Source organism: Anaerobacillus sp. 63XJN7_4_ISO-PGPR-S23-413 (genome assembly GCF_056173725.1).
In genome coordinates this window covers 4104083-4127657 of the sequence record NZ_CM149688.1, presented here as the reverse complement: position 1 = coordinate 4127657, position 23575 = coordinate 4104083, and the positions used below count along the sequence as shown (strand labels likewise).

The window sequence follows — 23575 nt, the reverse complement described above, 5'->3', positions numbered from 1 at the left end:
CGACTTAAACGAGTTCTGCTTCAGCCTCGGCTTTTTGATCATGCTGCACACAGCGGTTATACCCGCCGATGCGCTGTTCAATTTGCTCCCCTAGCTGAAAAAGCGCTTCTTCATGACCAACGCGGCTTACTAGCTGTACACCGATTGGAAGGCCTTCTTTACTAGTTCCGATTGGAATTGTAAGAGAAGGGAGCCCCCACACATTCGCATACGCAATGTAAGGCATATAGTTCAAGAAGGTTTTACGAATGGAGAAAAGTTCTTGATACAATTCTCCGTGAAGCGGTGCCGGTGAATGATAGACTGGCATAATTAAGATTCGGTCGTCCAAATAATCTTCTAAAATCTCATCTCCACGCTTTAGCGAAGCATGGATTTGTTTAATTTGTTTTTGGTTAGGCTTGAAAAGCTTCGTTCCAATAAGCGCCCACGATAAGTAGGGATGTACATCTGAACTACGGAAAAGCTTTTCCTTCATGTATTCACCGATTGGACTTGCTTTATCGTTTTCTAACATAAGCTTAGCCATATCGGCTCCCCCGTCGATCGACATCATTTGTTGCCACATAAGAGCGGCTTCTTCAAAAAATGGGGGATTTGCCTGCTCTTCAGAAAGCTCGCCATCAAACGCATCCTTTATGGTTGTGATCAATTGAAACGTTTCACGATTAATCGGATAGCGATGGTGAGGAACTGGGTAGACGAGTTTAAAATCTGCAAGGTTACGTTCAGGTGGTTGTTCATGAGCGATAATCTGGTTAATTAATCTCGCATCTTGAACAGACTTGCTCATCGCACCAATTCCTAGCATGCGTTCTTGCTCTGGCTTGTCAACAAAAGGAAAATTTCCTTCTTGAGATACCTGACGATTGCCGGATTTAAAGCCAATAATGCCATTAAAATGTGAGGGGAATCGAATCGAGCCGCCGATGTCAGCACCGAGACCAACTGCGGTACCGCCTGCAGCGATCAAAGCACCTTCCCCACCGCTGGATCCACCTGCTGTTCTTGAGGTGTCCCACGGGTTATTCGTTCTGCCGTAATGCTTATTATCCGTTTCCTGACAAAAACAAAGGGAAGGTGTATTCGTTTTTCCGAGTATGATGGCACCTTCTTCGCGAAGGCGTCTGACAACCTCAGCATCTTTCTTCTCGCGAGATCCTGCACGATACCCGAGGCCACCTGTTGTCGTCATGTTCGCTACATGAAAGCACTCTTTTACACTAATTGGAACGCCAAACAGTCGCCCTTTAGCATCTCCTGTAGTGAGGGTATAATCTGCTTTTCTAGCTTCTTCTATAGCTTGATCAAAGCGATCTTCTACAAGGCAATTTAAGGCTGGGTTAATGGCATTCAGGTGTTCAATATACGTTCTAACGGCATGGTACGATGAAATTTCTCTGTTGGAAATCTTCTTCGATAGGGACAAGGCATCCATTTCTAATAGTTTCATGCTATCCCTCCATATTTTACCGGCCTACCCTCCGGCATCAGTACATTACTGTATTCGTCTTGAACGTACAAAATCCTTTAAATCGAGACGTCACTCAATAGAAAAGGCATTTCATCTATGTCGAAATGCCTTTTCCCTTCAGTCTTACAACGCAACGGAAGATTCTGAAGGAAGAACACCATAAAACACGTTACGCTCATTTGTTTTCGGATGATAGTAAACGAGTAAAATGGTTTTCTGTATTTGCCCGTCTTCTGAGCTCGGTAACAGATCGATTACTGTATGCTTATACAGTTCTCGTTCTGATAGGTTTAACACTTGATAGTCTTCTCCAAGCAAAGCTGGTTGTTCATTTACAAGCTTCAATAGGGCGTTTTCTTCTTCTTTCTCAAGGCGATCACGCCACCACACCGTACGAGGCTTCTTTTTGGACTTTGATAAGTAATCGATTTTCATAAGTGATGTGACGCGGTCATGATGAGCTGGAGCATGCTTCTCAATAAAGTCAGCCAGGCGTCGGAATAAATCTTCTAGCTGATGACCAATTCGTGACCAGCCTTTTCCTTCCCAATGGCTGCCGAAACCTTGGAAGAAATCAAATGGAGATTGGAAAACTTCCGTAACAAGATACTCAATTGTTGCGTCCATACGATGATCATTCCAGTATTTTTCTAGCACGTCTTCTACCTGCTTAATGCGAATAACGTCATCAAAGGAAAGAACGTTATTTCCAAGAATTTCATAAGGTGCATGATCCATGTAAAGATAGCCATGTTTCTCAGCGCTTAGACGGACACCTGTGCCGCGTAGCATTTTCAAAAAGCCAAGCTCGCAGCTCTTCCGGACGGAAGGAGAAAACGTCGTTAAACGTTTTTCGGAAAGAAGCGTAGTCTTCTTCAGGAAGTCCAGCGATTAAATCAAGGTGCTGATCAATTTTGCCGCCGTCTTTCACCATTGTCACCGTTCGTGCCAACTTCTCGAAGTTTTGCTTTCGCATCACGAGTTCATTTGTTGCATCGTTGGTTGATTGAATACCGATCTCGAATCGGAAGAGTCCGGGCGGAGCTTCGCGATTGAGAAATTCTAGTACTTCAGGTCGCATAATATCAGCCGTGATCTCGAACTGAAACACACAGCCAGGGCGGTGTTCATCAATAAGGAATTGAAACATATCAATCGCGTAGTTTCGTCTAATGTTAAATGTTCGATCAACGAACTTAATCGTTTTTGCCCCATTATCCATTAAGAAACGCAGCTCTTCCTTCATTCGATCTACAGGAAAATACCTTACGCCAACTTCAATAGAGGATAAACAGAATTGACAGGAATAAGGACATCCCCGACTCGTTTCAACGTAAGTGACGCGGCGACCGAGATCAGCAAGGTCTTCTTCGAATCGAAAAGGCGATGGAATCTCACTTAAGCTTAGTTTTGGTGCTGGTGGATTAATATGATTACTTCCATCTTTTCTGTAAACAATCCCTTTTACGTTTTCAACTGATTCTCCTGTTTCAATTGATTGAAGCAGTTCTTTAAACGTCACTTCTCCTTCTCCCATAACAATATAATTAGCCTGAGGAATACGATCGAGCCACTCATACACATCATATGAGACTTCAGGACCGCCAAGTACGATCGTGAGCGATGGATTTACTTTCTTTAACATTTCAATGACAGGAATCGTCTCTTCAATGTTCCAGATATAGCAGCTAAATCCAATGACATCAGCTTTCATACTGTGGAGGTCACTTACAATATTCATAATCGGATCTTTAATCGTATATTCTGCCATTTGTACATCATAATCTGGGGCAGCAGAGGCTTTCAAATACCGTAATGCGAGACACGTATGGATGAACTTCGCATTTAACGTACTTACTACAATCTTCATTCTTTTCCAACTCCTGATCGTTAATTTCTCTATTATATCACCTTCATCACAAATAATTTAGATAGGTTATCGTGATCATTTGTCGGCATATTCGTAAAATGTTTGTAATGAAAGCGTTTCCGTGAGAAAATAAGTGAAAAAATAAGGAGTGAGCTAATTGGAACTTGCTTCATTAACGCCTGAACACCCTTTTTCGGAACAAGACTTTGAATACACAGCATTACTGCCGAGTTATCGTGTCGATTTAAGGAATCCGAGGAATGAACAGCTCGATCGCTTTGTGAATGCAAATATGGTAAGCGACTGGTCGCAAATGTCTTGGAAACAGGTAGGAAGGCCGTTTGAAGTGAAGAAGCTCGCGAAAGAGCGTCTAGATTGGGAGTCTGAACATAAGCAGGATATGCCTGTGAAAACCTCGTGGGAGTTTTTTAATCGCTCATTTCACAATCTATTTATGCAAGATGTACCTGCCGAACAGCAGCGCTTGAAGTCTTCTCTAAAAGATAGCTTCAAAGGCTTTCATCTTCGTGATGTCAAGAATGGCCTGGGGGAGATGGTACGCTTATCTCTCTGGAATTATGTGCACCGCATCGAGGATGGGATTTGGGATCCGCGTGGAAAGCGAGCGCTTTTTGAAGGACTTGATGTAAAAAATCCTCGTATTCTCTTTCTTGGTGCTGCCGAAGGGTATGAAGCGATGCAGCTTCATGCGATGTATCCGGGTGGAGAAGTTGTCATGGTAGATTACGATGCCTTCTGTAAAACAGATCGTTTTGCTCATTTTCCGAATACGTATCCCTTTCTTGGAACAAATCCACAAACGGGCGGACCAAAAGTTTGGTACAAAGATCAAATGAACATTAGCTATCTTGTAAAAGACATTCGTGATCTCGATTTTCATAAAGAGTTTGATATTGTTCTAAGTGTAGGCTTGCTTGAACATGTGCCGGATGAACATAAGCCAGCCATTTTAGAATGGCATCGCAAATTTGTAAAAGATGATGGATACGTCATTATGACAACACCTCGAAATCAGATGAAATCACGTCTTTATTATCATGTGATGGCTGATATGATGAATCATACGTATCGTGAGCTAATGGATATCCGTCAAATGGGACTCTATGCGTATGAAAACGGCATGGATATTGTAAGGCACGGCTATATTAAAGTGCATAACGGCATTATTGCAAGAGCGCGCTGATTACTAGCGATTCTTGCTTAACTATGATAAAAGTGAGGTGAGACAACGAATAGGAGGGATAAAATGAGTGTGCATTCATTCACTGCAGAAACGCTTCAAGGGAAAGACATGCCGCTATCAGAATATAGCGGAAAGGTTCTTTTAATCGTCAACACGGCTAGTAAATGCGGGTTAACACCACAGTATGAAGGACTTCAGGAGCTGTATACGTCGCTTGAGGACAAGCCGTTTGAAATTCTAGGCTTTCCTTGTAACCAATTTGGAGAGCAAGAGCCTGGATCGAAGGATGATATTGAGGAATTTTGCTCCATTAATTATGGCGTGAGTTTCCCAATGTTTGCGAAAATCGATGTAAACGGTAGCGATGCTCATCCTCTTTATCGCTATTTAACGCACGAAGCGCCAGATGTTGAACACGGCGACATTCCCTGGAATTTTACGAAGTTCCTCGTAAATCAAGATGGTCATGTCGTGAAACGCTATGAGCCAAAGACAGAACCAGCCGCTATTAAGAAAGATATTGAGGAAATGCTCTAAAAAGGTTCGGAATTTGTCGAAACGGGGTATATCATTTCTGAGGTGATAAATCAAAATGAAATGGTGGATTCCGTTTTGCTATATGATTGGCACGTTTTCAGGAGCGATGCTCAGTGGATGGAGCATGGACCGTGAATGGGATGTGTTTCCTTCATTTGCGATGGCAATTACAGCATTTTTCTTAAGCACTTTATATATTGTCGTTCGCGACGTCGTTCCAAAAGTCTTTGATGAGACCCTACGCAATTAGTGCGCAGGGTTTTTTAATTACCTATTAACAGCTCATGTCGAATGGATGGAAAGGTGGTTTGGCTTCGTATAGAAATTCCGATCGACCATGCTCCCATCTCCACGTAGCATAAGCAGCAAGACACGCATCAAAAGAATGCGTTGATTCGAGTGCTTTTTCTGGAATTCCTGTTACCCCCTCTTGCTCGAGAAAGTACTTTAGCTGATAGCGATGTTCCATTTCTGATTTATAAGCGAGAATAGATTCGATATTGGCTGCTCGCAAACCGATCGCGGCTCCAGGATGCACTTCCACAATAGTAGCATGTGGTGAAAGCGTCCTCGAGAGTGAGATTCCTCTAAGCGTTAAATAAACCATTCGCGTCATCGTTGGCGTCATAATCGATCCGCTTCGCATCCCGATTTTAACGATCGCTTTTCTGAGTGCTCTGTCTGCAGGTCGATCGCCACCACCTGGTTGGTAAGAAAGCGGGGCGTCGATTCCAATGATTGTGTTATGTGTAAGCTTTCCTTGCTGATAAATGTCCTCATCTGTTGCCCCTTCGATGAGCTGATGAAAGGAAAACGCGGAATCATCTCCATGGAAGATCGCTATAGAGGTATCCTTTGTATTGGATGGTCCTGATAAATCAATTCCGATAAAGCGTTTCATAACATCTCTCCTTTCGCTTAATTAAACAATAAGTGGAAAATGGGTTCATGTAAACGAGTAGTGTACGTTATAATGGAGGAATAGAAACGGACTGATTCGTATGATAGATATCAAGCACAAAGTATTTAAATTTGTTGGTGGACGAATTCTTAAGACGGGACTAGCTGCATTTCTGACGGCGTGGATTTGTGATGCGCTCGGCCTTCCTGTTCTCTTTGCTGTGATCACGGCAATTGTAACAGTCGAACCAACCGCATCGGATTCCATTAAAAAGGGTATCGTGCGTTTTCCAGCCGCTGCAATCGGGGCTGGATTTGCAATGCTATTTGAATCTATGCTCCATCAATCACCCTTCACTTATGCGCTAGCCGCAACCTTCACACTTATTGCCTGTCATAAGCTTGGACTTGATGACGGTATGCTTGTTGCAACGCTAACAGCAGTTGCGATGATTCCCGATACATCAGGAGAGTATATGATATCTTTTGTAGGAAGGTTGAGTACGACGCTCATTGGGATTGTTGTTTCAACAGCAGTAAACTACTTTGTTATGCCACCGAAATTCCATACTATGATCAATCAAGGTGTAAAGCGACTGTACCGCAACGCTGGTGATTTACTAGATCAAATTATCGCAGATCTTCCGCATGCCAAAAGACAAACACTCGTATATCAGCGCTTAAGTCGTGACCTTGAACGAACATACAAATTAATTGCCTATCAGCGGGAAGAGTGGAAATACCGCAGGCATAGCATTCATGAAGTTCGCACCTTTTCTGTTGTTCTTAAAAAACTGGAATACTTGCAGAAGATCCTTTACCATCTTGGAAATATGCTATTTACCGATACGAAAAATGGCATCGATCCCGAAGATCATCGCATCATTATTGAAGCCGGTCGTTCGATCTCCAAAGCTTTTCATAACCCTTCTACGCAGCTGACACAGGAGCATATCGATAGCATTGAAAAGCTCGATCAGCTATTTCATGATCTTGATGATTCAAGAGATGAAGCGACAGACCCCCGCCATCATTTTACAGGAAAAATGATTGTGATATTTGAGTTGCTTTCCTTGAATGATGTGATTGATGATTTGTCGATTCTAGAAGAAAAAGAGAGTAGGTACATGAACAGAGGTGAAAAACGTGACGCTGATCTTTGAAGAAAAGTGGGACCGTACGATAGCTGACAAAGATCGTAAACGAATCCAGGAAATTTATGAAGAGAACCCGATCCAAGAAGGAAAGCTTCAGTTTGTTCCAATTCGAGTGGCTTTTAATCATCGAAATGAACTGCTGGCTTCTGTTTGTATTCTAAATGGTATGGGTGATTGGAAATTAGATGATCGCCTGCTCTCTTATTTTGAAAATAACCGCTTAGTGGCAACAGAACGGTTTACCCATAAGTTAACCGTTCCATCTCATTCAGCTGTACCATGGACGTTTATTTTTCCGCCAGAGACGATGATTCGACAAGCTTCTCTCAAGAACTGGAGTATTTCCTGATTATTTTACAAACGAAAACAAATTTTAGGCCACATTTTACTATATTTCGTTTTCATTCGACGTTATTGATTTGAATCGGTAAAGTCGAATGCAAACGAAACGAGTAGAAATGTGGCTTTTTTTGTTTTATAACAGTTTTCCTTTTTAGAGGGTGTTCTAATAACCTGTACCAATTAAAGGAACAATATGATATAGTAAATTTGAAATTTTCTAACTATTAAAGGGGGAGAAGTTGCATGGGAAAGAAAAGAAGACTTAGTTTATTCGTTATTGTACTATCTATAGCGATGGTGCTTGGAGCTTGTGGAGGTTCTGATTCAGACGGAGAAGCAAACGGATCTCCTTCAGAGCTTAGTTTATTAACGGGAGGAACGGGAGGAACGTATTTCCCACTTGGCGGTGAACTAGCAAATATAATTCAAGATGGAACTGATATTGAAAGCGCCAATGCTCAGTCATCAGGTGCTTCTGTTGAAAATATGCAAATTCTCCAAGATGGAGATGCGGATATTGCATTTACTCAAACAGATATCGCGGCATATGCAACAAATGGTGAGTTAATGTTTGAAGATGGAAAAGTGGACAACATCCAGGCGATTGGAACACTATATCCTGAAACGATTCAAATCGTAACCCTTCAGGAGAGCGGAATTGCTTCTGTGGATGAATTGAAAGGAAAGAAAGTTTCCGTTGGAGCACCAGGTAGTGGAACATATGCGAATGCGGAGCAAGTGCTAGCTGCTCATGATATTACGATGGAAGACATCGATGCTCAGCATCTTGCATTTGATGAGTCTACTGAAGGCATCCAGGATGGCACAATCGACGCTGCTTTTATTACTTCTGGTACACCGACTGGTGCAGTAGAAGGTTTGTCTGCAGTGAAGCCAGTGAACATTCTTCCAATCGAGCAGGATAAAATTGATAAGCTGATTGAAGAGCACCCGTATTATGCAGAAGATACAGTCAAAAGTGGAACGTACGGTCTTGAAAGTGATGTGAAAACTGTCGCAGTTCTTGCGATGCTTGTAGCTCGTTCAGACCTTGATGAAGATTATGTGTATCAAGTAACGAAAGCGATCTTTGATAACTCTGATAAAATTACTCACGCTAAAGGTGAGTTTATTACAGCTGATACAGCGCTAGAGGGTGTTGGCATTGACCTTCATCCTGGTGCTAAGAAATACTTTGATGAAAAAGGTGTCGAGTAAAGTAGCGAATCTACAAAAAAAGGATGTGATGGACGCAGGTGAAAAGCCTGCGTCTTCTTACTATGAAACCTTCCGATTCAACGAAACAATTCATGTACCAAACGACAATTGCAGTTGCCCTTATTTTAGTCGTATTTCTTTACCCATTTTTTCCTGTGATGGCGCTCGAAAAAGGAGAGTCAGGCAAAGTTCTGGCATATGTTCCTTTTGAGGATGATGCGGCTAACTTCGACATTCGCTATACGCATTCTGTGCACAAAACACCTGTTCAGGAGTCTTATTATGTATCTGAATCTGGTGAGATTGTGCAATACGAACTCTCATACGAGAATTTTGCCATCGGAATGCCTTCAAATGCGGATGCAGGGGAACGATTTGTCCAGGATAAGGATGGATACAAGATTAAAGATATGAACAGGAAATTTCCGTTTATTGATATGAGAACGGGTCAGGTCGTCGCAAATCACGTCCTTCTTGTCCAAGATAAAGAGATTGAATTAAGTCGGATCATTGAGCCTGGTTCATGGCTTCACCTTGAATCAGATACAATCAGTTTATGGCAGTGGATGAAAGGAGTGAACGTGCTTGAGTGAGAAAGATCAGCCTCCGAAAACGAAGCAAGACAAAGAGCAGATGACAGATGAACAAACGCAGGAATTAATGGCGAAATTCGATCCCGAAGCAGGTCATCGTAGGCTGACAGGTATAATCGGATGGATCTCACTTGTTGGTCTCGTAGGCTTCTCCGTTTTCCAATTATACACAGCTATTTTCGGCGTTTTTACAGCACAGCTTCAGCGATCCATTCATTTAGCGTTCGCGCTCGGACTAATTTTTCTATTATTTCCTGCTTCCAAAAAGAAGCTGCGTAATAAGACAAAAGGGAAGTTTCAAGTTGCCTGGTATGATGGTTTACTAGCCATTATTGGTGTTTACGTTGGGATGTATTGGCCTTTAAATTTCGATGAACTTGTGTATCGGATTGGACGCCTTACAACGCTTGATTTAATTGTAGGGCTTTTAGCTATCCTGCTTGTTCTTGAAGCAACGCGACGAGTGGTAGGGCTTCCGATTACCGTGATTACGTCTATTTTCTTGCTTTACTCTTATTTCGGACCTTATATGCCGGGGTTTTTGCAGCATCGTGGATTAAGTATTGATCGCATTATTCGCTCGATGTACTACACGACAGAAGGAATTCTTGGAACGCCGCTTGGGGTCTCTTCCACATTTATTTTCCTTTTCCTCCTCTTCGGAGCTTTTCTCGTCAAAACAGGGGTTGGTCAGTACTTCAATGATCTTGCTCTCGTTATCGCAGGAAAACGGGTTGGAGGACCGGCAAAGGTAGCCATTTTCTCAAGTGCGCTTCAAGGAACCATTAGCGGAAGCTCAGTTGCGAATGTTGTGACCTCAGGTTCATTTACGATTCCAATGATGAAGCGACTTGGGTATCGGAAGGAATTTGCTGGTGGAGTAGAGGCAGCAGCATCTACAGGTGGTCAGCTTATGCCGCCAATTATGGGCGCAGCGGCGTTCCTAATGGTCGAATTTATTGGTGGTGGCATCACCTACTGGGAAATTGCCAAAGCGGCTGCGATTCCTGCACTCCTATATTTTACGGGTATTTGGATCATGACTCACTTTGAAGCAAAGCGCATTGGATTAAGAGGTTTGACGGAAGATGAAATGCCAAACCGAAAAGCTGTACTTGCGCGGATCTATCTTCTTTTTCCAATCGTCGCTGTTATCTTCTTCTTAATGTCAGGCACGTCCGTTACGCGTGCAGCTCTTTATGCGATTTTGTCAGCGATTATCGTTGGAGCAATTAATAAGGAAACTCGTATGGGAATCGGTGATTTCATTGATGCCCTTGCGAATGGGGCAAGAACCGCACTTGGAGTGGCGGCTGCAACCGCTGCAGCGGGGATGATCGTAGGTGTAGTAACTCTAACAGGACTTGGGTTAAAGCTTGCGAATAGTCTTGTTTCGCTTTCTGGTGAAAATTTGTTGCTCACCCTTTTCTTTACGATGATTGCCTCCCTTATTCTTGGGATGGGGTCTCCAACGACCGCAAACTACGTTATCACGTCAACAATTGCAGCTCCGGCTTTGATTGTATTATCTGTCCCCGAGCTATCGGCGCATATGTTTGTGTTCTATTTCGGTATTGTCGCAGATATTACACCGCCGGTTGCGCTCGCTGCATTTGCGGCAGCAGGTGTATCGGGAGGTGAGCCGCTTCGGACAGGGGTTCAATCAGCTAAGCTCGCGATTGCGGCATTTATCATTCCATACATTTTTGTGCTCTCACCCGAGCTCATGATGATTGATACAACGTGGCAAAGTCTTCTTTGGGTACTTTTCACGTCATTAACGGGAATGATTAGCATCGGCGCAGGAATGATTGGTTATTGGTACCGTCGAACTGTTTTAGTTGAACGGATCGCTGCAGTAGCGGCAGGCGTAATGCTTATTTATCCAGAAGGTTCTACAGATCTCATTGGACTCGGGCTATTTATCACTCTGTTAGCTCTTCAGTTTTTGATTAAGCAGGACGGTGGAAAGAAAGAAGTTGCGAATGCATAAATCGAAAAGTCGCTCCTACTAAGAGGGCGACTTTTTCTATGTAAAAACGCTAAGATCTGCTGATTCCCGGTAGAAGAAGAGTGTGATATGATGAAAGCGTCGTCATAAATAGAAATTCGTTTGAAGAGAAAGGAGTTCCCTTCTTTTTATCGAAGTGGAACCTGTTAGCTTATACTCTGAAGGAGGATCACAATGGATTATCGAATTGAACGAGACACAATTGGAGAAATCAAAGTACCAGCAGATAAAATGTGGGGTGCTCAAACTCAACGAAGCAAGCAGAACTTTAAGATCGGTAACGAACAAATGCCGCTTGAGGTTGTGAAGGCATTTGCGATTTTGAAGAAGAGCGCAGCACTTGCAAACCAGCGTCTTGGCAAGCTTGAAGATGAGAAAGCTGAAGCCATTGTGAAAGCAGCGGACGAAGTGATCAACGGCGATCATAATGAACATTTCCCACTTGTTGTGTGGCAGACTGGAAGCGGCACGCAGTCCAACATGAATATGAATGAAGTACTTGCATACCGTGCAAATGAACTTTTACAAGAACAAGGAAGCGAAGCACGTGTTCATCCAAATGATGACGTGAATAAGTCCCAATCTTCCAACGATACATTTCCAACAGCACTGCACGTTGCGGCAGTTCTTTCTGTTGAGGATCATCTTTATCCAACCCTTATTGAATTAAAAGAAACGCTTTATCAAAAAATGAAGGATAATGAACATATTATTAAAATCGGACGTACTCATCTTCAAGATGCTACGCCACTAACGCTTGGACAGGAAATTAGCGGCTGGCATCGCATGCTTGTAAAATGTGAAAACATGCTGCTTGAGAGCGTTAAGTATATGAAAGAGCTTGCGATCGGCGGTACGGCGGTTGGAACAGGATTGAACGCACATCCGAAGTTCGGTGATATGGTGGCCGAGGAAATTAGCAAAATGACGGACAAGACGTTCGCATCTGCTGAGAATAAATTCCATGCGCTTACAAGTCATGATGAAGTAGTGCATGTCCATGGCACGTTGAAAGCTCTAGCGGCTGATCTTATGAAAATCGCAAACGATGTGCGCTGGCTTGCAAGTGGACCGCGCTGTGGTATTGGAGAAATTACAATTCCAGCTAACGAGCCAGGAAGCTCGATCATGCCAGGCAAAGTGAACCCAACACAAAGTGAGGCGCTCACAATGGTAGCGTCCCAAGTGATGGGGAATGACGCGACAATTGGTTTTGCAGCAAGTCAGGGGAACTTTGAGCTGAATGTCTTCAAGCCAGTCATTATTTATAACTTCCTACAGTCTTCTCGCCTCCTTGCGGACGGCATGAAGTCGTTTAATGATAACTGTGCAGTTGGCATTGAGCCAAATGAAGAAGTGATCCAAGATTACTTGAAGAATTCACTTATGCTTGTGACTGCTTTGAACCCACATATCGGTTATGAGAACGCAGCGAAAATTGCGAAGAAAGCCCATGAAAATGGAACAACGCTACGTGAATCTGCCCTTGAGAGCGGTTTGCTCACAGCGGAGCAGTTCGATGATATCGTACGTCCTGAAGATATGATTGCACCAAAAGAATAATAGGAAAAAGCGGGATCTCTTTGATCCCGCTTTTTTGTACGGCGAAAGCAGCCCAAAACCTCCGGCTGTTTCACCCTTTAGATTGAGACAAAAAGCGTCTCATTCTAAAGGCTTCCAACATCCTACGGTTTTAAGCGGGCTGCTTTCGCTTTTCATGTCTAGCTACAGTGGCCCAAAACCTCCGGCTGTTTCACCTTTTAGATTGAGACAAAAAGCGTCTCATTCTAAAAGCCTCCAACATCCTACGGTTTTAAGCGGGCCACTTTCGCTTTTCTTTCAGGAGTGGAAAGCGTTTACACTTTCCGAGGTAAAATGGCCATGATGCCTTTGTAGATCAAGACAAGTGCAAATAGCAGCGCTGCTAGAAAGCCAACAACTTCGAAGACCGGATTAAGACTCTCGAGGAATGAATCTGCCTCAGACAAACGAAGTAATGCAAACCCAGCAATCATAGCGGCTACGAAAAGCAATGTTCGATCCAACATATCAGCACTCCCTTTGAAAGAAATATTTTTAGTGCCCTACAAATATATGCAGTGTGAGACGAGCGAAGAACTATTTTATTTTGGGGTCTGTGAGCTTACCCCTGTCGTTCTTTACTATATGGGTGGCTATTCGATGGGGAAATTGCTTCGATGTTAGAACGCTCCACCTCTGCAATTGAAAGTTGTATTCGAAGAGCTAGATCAAAAATGAAAAAGGAGCTGTTTGAAATGTTTGAAAAGAATATGAGCGAGCAAAACGTTGGGGAAGAATTTGAGCGAAAAGTGTTTAAGGAAATACGTCTCCGTAAGGCGCTTTTCGATCAAGTTGAATTAACGAACGCAAACTTCATGAATTCGAACTTAGCACAATCAATCTTTTCTGACGCTTATATGGTAGAAGCGACCTTTACAAATATGAATATGAGCGGTATTTCTTTCCGAGATATTGACCTTAGCGATCTTAAAATCGAAGATGCACAAATGGGAGGGGCTGTTTTTCGTAATATCGGATTACCCCCTGAAGATCACTTTGCGGCAGGAAGAAGAGAGGAGCACATGCCAATTCTTTTCGAAAACTGTGATCTGCATGGGAGTACGATAACAGATTGTAACTTAAAAAATGTGAAGATCGAGAAATCTGAGGTAGAAGGTATGACAATTGATGGGATTTCGGTGGAAGAGCTGTTGAAGGTTTATGAGGAGAAGAACGAAAAATAAAAGAGCCGTTGATCTCAACTGAGATTAACGGCTCTTTCTATATCAATCATTACTTCTTACTTCCACTCTTTCACTTTATCAGTGTCTGTTACAAATAAGAAAATCTTACCTTTGTCCATTTCTTCTTCATAGCGTTCAGATTCATCTTTGGAAAAGCCGATTTCCTGCATTTTGGTGCGCAGTTCGTCGCCTTTCTTACTAAAGACATTTTTCAAGCTGCTGAGACCCATTTCCTTTTTGCCGATTGTATTCGCATCAACGCTGTCTGCTACGCGCTCTGTGCGGTCATCGTCATGGGAAAGCACGTAAATATCATCGTTAGCTACACCGATATTTTCTAACTCTTCAATGTCGCTTTTTAATTTCTCATCATTCTGGTATTCGCGTACTACTGGTCTACTCACAATATTGCCTCCTTCAAAGATTGTTCTGCTTTTTTTAATCTCACATGTACTATACACGCTCAGAAAAAGTTCTAAACGGGAAAATTACACATCAATGTGCTGCGTGATTATAGCAATGTAAGGCATAATAAGTTCAAAAGGTATTGTGATAGGGTATAGAAAGAATAGAACAATCCAATCAGGAGGCGATCGAAATGAGTTCAGAACAATTAGGCGTAAAAGAAGGGAAGCTTGCTCCCTGTCCAGATAAACCAAATTGTGTGTCGAGTCAAAGCACAGATGAGAAGCATGGGATGGAACCTATTTCATACAATGGGACAGCAGAGGAAGCAACCGCAAAATTAAAAACAATCCTAACCAATCGAAAGCGAACAGAAATTGTTGAAGAGAGGAAAAACTACATAAGAGCGGAGGAGAAATCAAAGCTGTTTAAATTTGTCGATGATATTGAGTTTTACATTGATACAGCAAATGAGAGCATTCACTTTCGTTCTGCTTCACGGACTGGATACTCAGATATGGGAGTTAATAAGAAGCGAATGAATGAAATCAGAGAAGAATTTCAAAAAGCATAAAACAACAGGTGCCTATGTGGCACCTGTTGTTGATTTATCAGAAGTCATTCGCTTCCTCATTTTCTTCTTCTAGTGTATCTTCATTCTCATCTTCTCGGTCGTCTTCTTCTCGTTCTGAAGAAAGGAACCAGCCTCCTAGTGCAATCGCAACAAGAACGCCCCAGAATGTGATTTTCCATGCGGGTTCTTTCGGGAAATCCTCAGCAAGAATGCCGAGGTTTGGATGAGCGAGCGTATAAATCGCAAGCTTAACCCCTACCCATCCGACAATCACGAAAGCGGCGGTTTCTAAACCTGGCTTACGGTGCAAAAGCTTCACAAAGTAATTAGCAGCGAAGCGCATAATGATTAGCCCGACAATTCCACCGGTTAGAATAACGAGAAATTGTCCACCATCCATACCTCCAATTTTTGGTAGCGTTGTATGAGGTAGCGTTAGAGCTAACGCTACAGCAGCTAGAATGGAGTCCACGGCAAATGCGATATCAGCAAGCTCCACTTTTAAAACCGTCGTCCAAAAACCAGGTCCCTCCTCGGACTTTTGATTTTCCTTGTTCTTCTCTTTTCGATCGCTGAGTAAAAATTTTTTCACGATGTGATTTAAACTGAGAAACAAAAGATAAATCGCTCCAATGGCTTGAACTTGCCAAATATCAACGAGAAAGGAAATGATGAAGAGAGAACCGAAGCGGAAAACAAATGCTCCTCCAAGGCCATAAAACAATGCTTTTTTACGTTTTTGTGGGTCAAGATGCTTCACCATTATGGCCATGACAAGGGCGTTATCTGCTGCCAGCACACCTTCAAGACCGATTAGAACAATGAGCACCCACCCGTATTCCAGTAAAAGACCAACATCCATGGTTATCTCTCCTTTACCTTCTCATTAGTATTCCCAGTTGGACAGTCCCATACTAGAAAATACATGCTTTAAAAGGTAGATCTATCCTATATACGATTCCACTCGGAAAATCCTTTGAAATCTTTTATCGTTTTGAAATGATGCCAAAATGGTATAAGGTAAAGAGTGGAGGTGGAAACATGCGTTTAGAAAATAAAAAAGTAATCAGTCTTGTTCATCATGAATTTGAAGATTTGGAGCTTATTTACCCTTACTATCGTTTAATTGAAGAAGGGGCAACGGTACATTACGTTGGTGAGAAAGCAGGAGAGAAGTATATTGGTAAATATGGTGTTCCCGTGGTTGCCGATTATGCTTATGAAGATATTAATCCTGCCGATTACGACGCGATCCTTGTTCCTGGTGGATGGGCGCCTGATAAGATTCGCCGTTTCCCTGAAGTATTGAAAATGGTTCAGCATATGGAAGAAAATAAGAAGCCAATCGGCCAGATTTGTCATGCTGGTTGGGTATTAATTTCCGCAAAAGTACTAGAAGGGAAAAAAGTGACAAGTACGCCAGGCATTCGTGATGATATGGAAAATGCCGGTGCGACTTGGATTGATGAGCCCGTTGTTGTTGACGGACATCTTGTATCTGCGCGTCGCCCGCCAGATCTTCCACAGTACGGAAAAGCCTTTGCTGATATTTTAGCGAAATAATATAAAAAGCTCACTCCTCATAAAATAGGAGTGAGCTTTTTATATTATTCTGTTACGCGATCCAGCTTTCCAGTTGCAGGGTCAATCACAAGCCCGTGAACAGGAAGATCCTTTGGAAGAAGCGGATGATTCTCAATCATCGATACGCTACCGCGCACGCCATCTTGAACCGTTGTAAATCCTTGTAGCCATGAGTGAAGGTCAATCCCTACGTGCTTCATGGAAGAAACAACTTCTTTTGTTACACTGTCTTCCATTTTGTGTAGCAGCTCATCTGGATCTACTTTGCCCATGCCACAGTCATGATGCCCAATAACCCAAACTTCTTCCGCCTGAAGTTCATAAACGGCTACAAGAATACTACGCATAATACTGCCAAATGGGTGACTCACGACAGCACCGGCATTTTTAACGATTTTCACATCACCGTTTTTTAGATTCATCGCTCGTGGAAGAAGCTCTACAAGACGCGTGTCCATGCAAGAGAGGATCACGATCTTTTTATCGGGAAGACCTGTTGTTTCATAAGGGACATACTCTTTATTAGCGACAAATTCCTCATTAAATTTTAATACTTCATGAAGGGTATCCATAATATTATCTCCTTGTCCTTTTAATTTTTTTCATTTGGCATGCAGTTTGGTACACTAGTGATAAAGATCCTTCACTTAAAGGAGTTTATCGATATGAAAGATATACCAATTGATCAGCTGGTTCAACAAATGAATGCACGAATGAAACAGCTCACATACAATGTGGAAGAAAATGATGCAGATGTCGATGGCATTCGAGAAGAGCTGATTGCCATTAAAACTTATTGTGACATGCTGCTCCAAGCATCGGGAAGTCATAGGCCTAAGCCTGCCGCCAACGCTGGAGTTAAACCGCTTCAGCAGCAAGCTGCCGCACCAGTTCAACAGTCGCTTTCATCAAAGCCGATGAAGGACGATGATGCGAACGAGGACTCGATTTTTGATTTTTAAGCGAAGCCGCCAAAGAGCGGCTTTTTTGTTTGCCGTTTTTAAACGCCGAACGCATTCGGATAAATAACTTCTCCGCTAACATCTTTTAGCGCGTCTTTCTTAAGTTCTTTTACCATGAACGCATCTCCTGCATCAAATGGACCAGAAATGTTTTGCTCAGAAGCAGGGGTGAAGCCGAATCGTGGATAATAGTCCTGGTGGCCAAGCACGAGTACGTGACGATATCCAAGCGAAGTAGCTTTCATCATGCCATCTTTGATCAACATGCTCCCAACTCCTTCTCCCTGTAATTCGGGAACGACTGCGACAGGAGCAAGGGCTAGGGACGTGAGCTTTTCTTTTTCTGTTGAAATGGTGATTTCACTAAAAAGAATGTAACCAACCGGATCCCGTCGATTATGTAGCGCGACAAGCGAAAGCTCAGGAACAAAGTGCGCAGACTCCCGAATCCTACTGACTAGCTTAACCTCATCTTCTCCACCAAATGCTTTTTGTAATATGGTTGAGATGTCCTCATGATCTTGTAACTTTTCTTCACGAACTTCAATCATGTTTCCATCTCCTTTTCTCTATCTTATTTTTTCAAAAATGAAAATAAAAAGCAACAATATTGCCATACATATCTTCTTACCACTATTTCCCGGGGAACCAATTCAAATTCAAACAAATTTAGGCTAGCGAAAAAAAGCCCTCGAACGAATCGAGGGCTTTCATGTGCTTATTGGAAAAATGGATATTGACGGCGTTCTTGTTGAACAGAAATCCATTTAACAGTTGTGAATTTATCGAGTGCCCATTCACCACCGAAACGGCCAAGACCTGACTCTTTTTCACCACCGAATGCCATATGTGCTTCATCGTTCACCGGCTGGTCGTTAATGTGTACCATGCCCGTTTCGATTTGCTGAGCAACCTGAACACCGCGGTTTAAGTCGCGAGAGTGAACAGAGCCACTAAGGCCGTATGGAGAGCCATTTGCAATTTCGATCGCTTCGTCTACTGTGCTAAATTTAATGATTGGCGCAACAGCACCGAAAATTTCATCTTTTGCGATCGGCATGTCATTCGTTACGTTTGTTAAAATAACCGGATGCATCACGTTACCTTCCACTTCGCCACCAAGAATTTTCTCAGCGCCCTGTTCAAGAGAAGCGTTAAGTGACTCTTGAATGCGTTCAACTGCGTCATTGTTGATGAGTGGGCCAACAGCTGTTTTCGCATCAGAAGGGTCGCCTACTTGAAGAGAAGCTACTTTTTCTTTGAAGGCTTCAACAAATTTGTCGTGGATGCTTTCATGCACGATAATGCGATTGATCGCCATACAAATTTGACCCTGATGCAAGAATTTACCGAACGCCGCTGATTCAGCTGCCTGATCAATATCGGCATCATCAAGAACGATAAACACGTTGTTACCGCCGAGCTCTAGCGCCGTTTCTTTAATGTTCTTACCTGCAAGCTCACCGATATGTTGACCAACTTCGGTTGAACCTGTGAAAGAAATCAACTTCGGAATCGGGTGTGTGACGAACGCATCGCCAATTTCAGAACCGCGTCCCGCTACGACGTTTAGTACGCCTTTCGGCAGTCCTGCTTCTTCAAATAGTTCAGCAATTAAGAACCCAGCGGTTACTGGCGTTTCAGATGCTGGTTTTAGAACAACCGTGTTACCTGTTGCGATCGCTGGTGCAACAGATCGCATGGAAAGGTGAAGCGGGAAGTTCCACGGTCCGATGACACCGATCACGCCTTTTGCGCTTTTATATATGCGGTTTTCTTTACCTGGCGTATCTGAAGGTGCGATTTGTCCCTTCATACGATATGGGAACGAAGCAGACTCTTTTACAACGCGAGTGGCCGCTGCCCATTCAACATTTGCTTTGATTTTTGTACTGCCAGATTCTTTCACTAGCCAGTCAACGATTTCTTCTTTTCGTTCTGTCATGAGCGCCGCTACTTTATCAAGAATTTGCTGGCGCTTGCCTGGTGTTGTTTGTGCCCATGATTTTTGTGCTTCTTTTGCCGTTTTATAAGCTTTATCTAGATCTTCTTCAGATGCTGAATTTAATGTAAAAATTTCCTCGCCTGAAAATGGATTATAATTTGTTACAGTTTTGTCACTAGAACCTTTAACCCATTCACCGTTAATATATTGCTTTGTATATGTGTTAGCCATGAGTCATCCTCCTTTAGTGTACGTTAGAGAAGGTTCCCGAATGCTTAAAGGATTAAACATACTAGCGTACAAGAATTTTTTTCCAACATAAAAAAGGCGTGAAGGGACAAATTGATAGTAATCCCTAAAGAAAGGAGGGAGACAGAATGCCGGAACCAATCCCGTTTTTTTATCCAGCAGAGGCTGATGCTATAAAAAATGCACATGATGCTTATAACGTATATGTAAACGACGATTATGTGGGCGATAAAATTTTGTTCTCTCACTGTGAGAAAATTGAAGATCTTAGCGAGTATTTGAATCAAAAAGGCTTCTATAATTTCCAAGCGGAGGTTGAAGGAGATCATTACCACCTGCAAATGAACGAGCAGGATCAGGGGGAGCTTGTGAAGGATGAGCTCCACAGCTACCTCCGATTGCACTAGCGATGGATTCGCTCCCAAATACGAAGCTTTCGCTCAGTCTGTCTCGCCGCTTCCTGTGCTTCTTCTACCGTTATTTCTTTAAAACGGATCTTCCCACCAGGTGGCAGCTGAGCAATAAGTGGCAAATCAGGACCAATCACCGTTCCTATCCGTGTGTAACCACCTGTCGTTTGCCGATCCGCAAGCAAGATTATCGGCTGTCCGTTCCCAGGCAGCTGGATGCCGCCAACCGGAACTCCATCAGAAATGACGTTCGCTTCATGATTTGTTTCCAAATCAGAATGAAGTCGATAACCCATTCGATTGGATTGAGGTGAAACTTCATGAGTGGAAGAGAAAAATTGTTCCACAACTTGAGGTGAAATCTGTTCATGGTGTGGTCCTTTCACAACGCGCACTTCAACATCACGATCATAATCAGGAATCTCGGTGAAAAAAAGCCCGGTTCCTGCTTTTTGTTTCACAGGTTTACCAACGAGTTCATCTCCCTTTTGAAGGGGACGTCCGAGTCCAGCTGGCTCATAAACGGAGCGACTTCCCATATATTTTTCTGAATGGAATCCACCTGAAACAGTCAGGTAGGCACGAACCCCTTGTCGCGGCTGACCAAATTCTAGCACCTGTCCTTTTTTTATATGCACAGATTTCCAGAGCGGAATGCGTTTCCCGTTCACCATGGGAGACAAATCCCCTCCCGTTACAGCGACCACAAAAGACTCTTCTGCAATCAGCTCAGGTCCTTGCATCGTAACCTCAAGTCCTGCCGCATCGCGCTTATTCCCGACTAGAATATTGCCAACCTGAAGAGCAAAGCGATCGAGAGCTCCCGAGGCTGGCACTCCGTACTTTAAAAATCCAACACGTCCTAAATCCTGATAAGTTGTATACAATCCTGGCTTTTCGACTGAAAATAACTTCATCGGTTTCCGATCCTTTCCATCACGATGTTTTCTTCACTAAATCGTTTCCGTAGCGCTTTAATAAACGCAAGCGCCGACGGTTCATCTCCATGTACACAAACAGTATCAGCTTCAATCGCAATGATCGAGCCATCCACAGCCGTTACCGTTCCTTCTTTCACCATTTGAATCACTTGCTCAATCGACGCTTGCTCGTCTCGAATAATCGCATTCTTTTCAACGCGAGGGGTAAGCGACCCGTCAGGCTGATACGTTCGATCCGCAAAAACTTCAGATGCATAAGGTAGTGCAGCGTCCTGCGCAGCGCGAATCAATTCTGAATTCGCAAGCCCAAATAGAATGAGCTCTGAATCAAAATCCTTTACGGCTTGCGCAATCGCATTCGCAAGCTCAGGATCCTTCGAAGCCATATTGTAAAGCGCCCCGTGCGGTTTCACGTGCTGAAGCGGCACTTGATGCGCCCTGCAGAACCCGTGCAGTGACCCGATTTGGTAAAGAACAAGGGAATAAGCATCCTCTGGGGTGATGTTCATGTTTCGGCGTCCAAATCCAACTAAGTCTGGAAATCCAGGATGCGCCCCAATGCCAACATGATGCTCTTTCGCCCACTCCACTGTTTTATTCATAATATGCGGGTCGCCGGCATGATAGCCACAAGCCACATTCGCTGACGATACGAGCTCAAGAACCTGTTCATCCTGACCGACCACATAGGTGCCAAAGCTTTCTCCAAGATCACTGTTTAAATCAATGCGAAACGTCATTCGAACCCCTCCCTGCGTTCAAGTTCGTAAGTGCCATCTTCAACCTCCCGCTGAATCCGCTTGTACTCTTCTTCATTAATCGATTTAAAACGTAGATAATCTCCCTGTTCAAAAAGAAATGGCTCGTCTTCTTCAGGATCGAACAATCGAAGCGGTGTGCGGCCAATTAAGTTCCATCCTCCAGGGGAGTCAAGCGGATAAATGCCCGTTTGACTCCCTGCGATGCCAACAGATCCGGCTGGCACAGATTCCTTTGGACTCTCAAGACGAGGCAAAGCGATTTGTTCATCAAGCCCGCTTAAATAGGGGAAGCCTGGTAAAAAACCAATCATGTTAATAAGGTAGTTTGCACCTGTATGTAGGTTAATGACGTCGGTAAGACTTAGGCTGTTGGTGTTGGCGAGATTTTCGAGATCAGGTCCATAGTCGCCACCATAAAAGGTAGGAATGGTGATCACATTTTTTACTTGATGGATCTTTGTGTCCATTCCAACCGCTATGTTTTGAAGCAATGCAGTGATCTTCTCATAAGAAGTATCCCATGGATCGTAGTAAACAGCGACAGAATCATAAGCAGGAACCCATTCTATAAGGCCAGTACCTTTTAATGAACGTAGCTTCCGACAAAACGCTTGAATTTGATCAGTAAGAGTAGGCGATATATCCTCCTGGAAACAGCATTTCACAGCCGCTTCACCGAGTGGATGAAAGGTGATCTCCATGACTAGTGCTCCTTTCGTTAATCTCTTTTTATAAGTTAAGAATAGAACTTCGAAGGGATTCTACTTTTTATACCAGTTGATCGGATTTCTGTTCCTTTAAGTTTACCGAAATTTCAAAAAGACAACAAATTATCCATGGAAAAAAGCGCCATAAGCCTTATAATGAGGGTAGACACTGATCAGCAAAGGAGATCGCTATGAAATTACATACTGCACGCTTTGGAGAAATGGACGTCACGGATGATCGTCTGATCACATTTGAAAGTGGCATTCCCGGCCTTGAGCACTTTAGAACTTACTGTCTTTTACCCGCCGACGACAAAGATGAGTCTCCTTTTTACTTTTTACAATCAACTGAAGAAAGCGGTCTTTGCTTCTTTCTCGCAGATCCGTTTTCCTTTTATCCAAATTATGAAGTAAACCTTGATGACAGCACGCTTGCTCAGCTCAATCTCACCGATCCAGCGCATGCGCTCGTACTCTCGATTCTTACTGTTCAAGGATCATTAAAAGACGCAACAATGAATCTAAAAGCTCCGCTCATCTTTAATACAGCTGAACACACCGGAAAGCAGCTCGTACTGAAGCAGGAGTACGGCATCAAAGAACCTCTATTAAAGCAAGTCACCACAGAGGAGGGTGAATAAATGCTCGTACTCGGACGTAAAAAGGGCGAATCGATTGTGATTAATGATGAAATTGAGCTAAAAATTATTAGCATTGACGGTGATACGGTGAAGCTTGGTGTAGAAGCGCCAAAAAATATCGCCATCCACCGAAAAGAAGTATATGAAGCGATTCAATCGGAGAATAAGCTTGCGGCGATGCAGGAGTTTAGCTTAGAGGATTTGAAGGAGTTTCAGAAGAGTAACAGTTCAAAGGGACCGAAGTCATAAGGCGGCGGTTCTTTTTTATGTTTTAAGAATGATTCTCCATTTTAGGACTAAATCATTAGCAAAACGATGGCTATCG

Annotated in this window: 27 protein-coding genes and 1 pseudogene; 16 read left to right on the top strand and 12 right to left on the bottom strand. The window is 43.1% G+C overall.

Annotated elements, in window-relative coordinates; translation table 11 throughout:
- Positions 1-4: 4 nt before the first annotated feature.
- Both AC0VYO_RS21325 and AC0VYO_RS21320 read right to left on the bottom strand, forming a co-directional pair.
- On the bottom strand, positions 5-1453 hold the full coding sequence (locus AC0VYO_RS21325; RefSeq protein ID WP_475368224.1) for an amidase: 1449 nt from the start codon (positions 1451-1453) through the stop codon (positions 5-7).
- A 144-nt stretch (positions 1454-1597) separates the two neighbouring features.
- Positions 1598-3344: pseudogene (locus tag AC0VYO_RS21320) on the bottom strand (B12-binding domain-containing radical SAM protein).
- Positions 3345-3501: 157 nt separating this feature from the next.
- Between AC0VYO_RS21320 and AC0VYO_RS21315 the strand changes: the two are divergent.
- The 3 genes from AC0VYO_RS21315 (at position 3502) to AC0VYO_RS21305 (ending at position 5335) form a co-directional block, all read left to right on the top strand.
- A complete protein-coding gene (locus tag AC0VYO_RS21315; RefSeq protein WP_475366208.1) occupies positions 3502-4548 on the top strand; it encodes a class I SAM-dependent methyltransferase in 1047 nt (348 codons plus the stop codon).
- Positions 4549-4611: 63 nt separating this feature from the next.
- Positions 4612-5085, top strand: a complete 474-nt coding sequence (locus tag AC0VYO_RS21310) for a glutathione peroxidase (RefSeq protein WP_371017887.1) — start codon at positions 4612-4614, stop codon at positions 5083-5085.
- A 55-nt stretch (positions 5086-5140) separates the two neighbouring features.
- A complete protein-coding gene (locus AC0VYO_RS21305) occupies positions 5141-5335 on the top strand; it encodes a hypothetical protein (RefSeq protein WP_194218264.1) in 195 nt (64 codons plus the stop codon).
- A gap of 24 nt (positions 5336-5359) precedes the next feature.
- Here AC0VYO_RS21305 and AC0VYO_RS21300 read toward each other — a convergent pair whose 3' ends face one another.
- Positions 5360-5986 (bottom strand): DUF429 domain-containing protein, encoded by a 627-nt coding sequence (locus AC0VYO_RS21300; protein ID WP_475366207.1) that lies wholly within the window; start codon positions 5984-5986, stop codon positions 5360-5362.
- 100 nt (positions 5987-6086) lie between these two features.
- Here AC0VYO_RS21300 and AC0VYO_RS21295 point away from each other — a divergent pair, with 100 nt between their 5' ends.
- The 6 genes from AC0VYO_RS21295 (at position 6087) to fumC (ending at position 12869) form a co-directional block, all read left to right on the top strand.
- The gene (locus tag AC0VYO_RS21295; RefSeq protein WP_283153281.1) at positions 6087-7148 is read left to right on the top strand and encodes an FUSC family protein; all 1062 of its coding nucleotides are present in this window, start codon (positions 6087-6089) and stop codon (positions 7146-7148) included.
- On the top strand, positions 7132-7491 hold the full coding sequence (locus AC0VYO_RS21290) for an SLAP domain-containing protein (protein ID WP_475366206.1): 360 nt from the start codon (positions 7132-7134) through the stop codon (positions 7489-7491). Before AC0VYO_RS21295 ends, AC0VYO_RS21290 begins: the two co-directional genes overlap by 17 nt.
- A gap of 236 nt (positions 7492-7727) precedes the next feature.
- Positions 7728-8702 (top strand): TAXI family TRAP transporter solute-binding subunit, encoded by a 975-nt coding sequence (locus AC0VYO_RS21285; RefSeq protein WP_226615837.1) that lies wholly within the window; start codon positions 7728-7730, stop codon positions 8700-8702.
- 62 nt (positions 8703-8764) lie between these two features.
- Complete coding sequence (locus tag AC0VYO_RS21280) at positions 8765-9295, top strand: DUF1850 domain-containing protein (protein ID WP_475368223.1); 531 nt, start codon at positions 8765-8767, stop codon at positions 9293-9295.
- Positions 9296-9335: 40 nt separating this feature from the next.
- On the top strand, positions 9336-11288 hold the full coding sequence (locus AC0VYO_RS21275; RefSeq protein ID WP_475367538.1) for a TRAP transporter permease: 1953 nt from the start codon (positions 9336-9338) through the stop codon (positions 11286-11288).
- Between the two features lie 192 nt (positions 11289-11480).
- Positions 11481-12869: a class II fumarate hydratase gene (fumC, locus tag AC0VYO_RS21270; protein WP_475368222.1), complete on the top strand. Its 1389-nt coding sequence runs from the start codon at positions 11481-11483 to the stop codon at positions 12867-12869.
- 293 nt (positions 12870-13162) lie between these two features.
- Here fumC and AC0VYO_RS21265 read toward each other — a convergent pair whose 3' ends face one another.
- Positions 13163-13354, bottom strand: a complete 192-nt coding sequence (locus AC0VYO_RS21265; RefSeq protein ID WP_098445502.1) for a hypothetical protein — start codon at positions 13352-13354, stop codon at positions 13163-13165.
- 228 nt (positions 13355-13582) lie between these two features.
- On the opposite strand from AC0VYO_RS21265, the gene AC0VYO_RS21260 reads away from it, so the two are divergent.
- Entirely contained in the window at positions 13583-14071 is a 489-nt protein-coding gene (locus AC0VYO_RS21260) for a pentapeptide repeat-containing protein (RefSeq protein ID WP_475368221.1), read from the top strand.
- Between the two features lie 56 nt (positions 14072-14127).
- On the opposite strand, the gene AC0VYO_RS21255 is transcribed toward AC0VYO_RS21260, so the two are convergent.
- Positions 14128-14475, bottom strand: a complete 348-nt coding sequence (locus tag AC0VYO_RS21255) for a YflT domain-containing protein (RefSeq protein ID WP_194218273.1) — start codon at positions 14473-14475, stop codon at positions 14128-14130.
- 194 nt (positions 14476-14669) lie between these two features.
- On the opposite strand from AC0VYO_RS21255, the gene AC0VYO_RS21250 reads away from it, so the two are divergent.
- Positions 14670-15050, top strand: a complete 381-nt coding sequence (locus tag AC0VYO_RS21250; protein ID WP_475366202.1) for a DUF1499 domain-containing protein — start codon at positions 14670-14672, stop codon at positions 15048-15050.
- A gap of 37 nt (positions 15051-15087) precedes the next feature.
- Here AC0VYO_RS21250 and AC0VYO_RS21245 read toward each other — a convergent pair whose 3' ends face one another.
- On the bottom strand, positions 15088-15912 hold the full coding sequence (locus AC0VYO_RS21245; RefSeq protein WP_194218275.1) for a TerC family protein: 825 nt from the start codon (positions 15910-15912) through the stop codon (positions 15088-15090).
- 179 nt (positions 15913-16091) lie between these two features.
- Here AC0VYO_RS21245 and AC0VYO_RS21240 point away from each other — a divergent pair, with 179 nt between their 5' ends.
- On the top strand, positions 16092-16613 hold the full coding sequence (locus AC0VYO_RS21240) for a type 1 glutamine amidotransferase domain-containing protein (protein ID WP_475366201.1): 522 nt from the start codon (positions 16092-16094) through the stop codon (positions 16611-16613).
- Between the two features lie 44 nt (positions 16614-16657).
- On the opposite strand, the gene AC0VYO_RS21235 is transcribed toward AC0VYO_RS21240, so the two are convergent.
- On the bottom strand, positions 16658-17206 hold the full coding sequence (locus AC0VYO_RS21235) for a beta-class carbonic anhydrase (protein WP_404683744.1): 549 nt from the start codon (positions 17204-17206) through the stop codon (positions 16658-16660).
- A gap of 93 nt (positions 17207-17299) precedes the next feature.
- Here AC0VYO_RS21235 and AC0VYO_RS21230 point away from each other — a divergent pair, with 93 nt between their 5' ends.
- The gene (locus tag AC0VYO_RS21230; protein WP_475366200.1) at positions 17300-17596 is read left to right on the top strand and encodes a DUF5327 family protein; all 297 of its coding nucleotides are present in this window, start codon (positions 17300-17302) and stop codon (positions 17594-17596) included.
- 38 nt (positions 17597-17634) lie between these two features.
- Here AC0VYO_RS21230 and AC0VYO_RS21225 read toward each other — a convergent pair whose 3' ends face one another.
- Both AC0VYO_RS21225 and AC0VYO_RS21220 read right to left on the bottom strand, forming a co-directional pair.
- Positions 17635-18147: a GNAT family N-acetyltransferase gene (locus AC0VYO_RS21225; RefSeq protein ID WP_475368220.1), complete on the bottom strand. Its 513-nt coding sequence runs from the start codon at positions 18145-18147 to the stop codon at positions 17635-17637.
- Positions 18148-18314: 167 nt separating this feature from the next.
- Entirely contained in the window at positions 18315-19772 is a 1458-nt protein-coding gene (locus AC0VYO_RS21220; protein ID WP_430245582.1) for an aldehyde dehydrogenase family protein, read from the bottom strand.
- 146 nt (positions 19773-19918) lie between these two features.
- Between AC0VYO_RS21220 and AC0VYO_RS21215 the strand changes: the two genes are divergently transcribed.
- Positions 19919-20197: a hypothetical protein gene (locus AC0VYO_RS21215; RefSeq protein ID WP_194218284.1), complete on the top strand. Its 279-nt coding sequence runs from the start codon at positions 19919-19921 to the stop codon at positions 20195-20197.
- On the opposite strand, the gene AC0VYO_RS21210 is transcribed toward AC0VYO_RS21215, so the two are convergent.
- The 3 genes from AC0VYO_RS21210 to pxpB are packed head-to-tail and all read right to left on the bottom strand — an operon-like array spanning position 20194 to position 22603.
- On the bottom strand, positions 20194-21117 hold the full coding sequence (locus AC0VYO_RS21210) for a 5-oxoprolinase subunit C family protein (protein ID WP_475368219.1): 924 nt from the start codon (positions 21115-21117) through the stop codon (positions 20194-20196). The two genes, AC0VYO_RS21215 and AC0VYO_RS21210, sit on opposite strands and share 4 nt — an antisense overlap.
- The gene (locus AC0VYO_RS21205) at positions 21114-21881 is read right to left on the bottom strand and encodes a LamB/YcsF family protein (RefSeq protein WP_475368218.1); all 768 of its coding nucleotides are present in this window, start codon (positions 21879-21881) and stop codon (positions 21114-21116) included. The genes AC0VYO_RS21210 and AC0VYO_RS21205 overlap by 4 nt, the downstream gene beginning before the upstream one ends.
- Complete coding sequence (gene pxpB / locus AC0VYO_RS21200) at positions 21878-22603, bottom strand: 5-oxoprolinase subunit PxpB (RefSeq protein WP_475368217.1); 726 nt, start codon at positions 22601-22603, stop codon at positions 21878-21880. The genes AC0VYO_RS21205 and pxpB overlap by 4 nt, the downstream gene beginning before the upstream one ends.
- A 197-nt stretch (positions 22604-22800) precedes the next feature.
- On the opposite strand from pxpB, the gene fliW reads away from it, so the two are divergent.
- Positions 22801-23250 carry a flagellar assembly protein FliW gene (fliW, locus tag AC0VYO_RS21195; protein ID WP_427391409.1) on the top strand — a complete coding sequence of 150 codons (450 nt, stop codon included), beginning with the start codon at positions 22801-22803 and terminating at the stop codon, positions 23248-23250.
- Positions 23251-23499: a carbon storage regulator CsrA gene (gene csrA, locus AC0VYO_RS21190; protein WP_098445488.1), complete on the top strand. Its 249-nt coding sequence runs from the start codon at positions 23251-23253 to the stop codon at positions 23497-23499.
- Positions 23500-23575 lie beyond the last annotated feature (76 nt).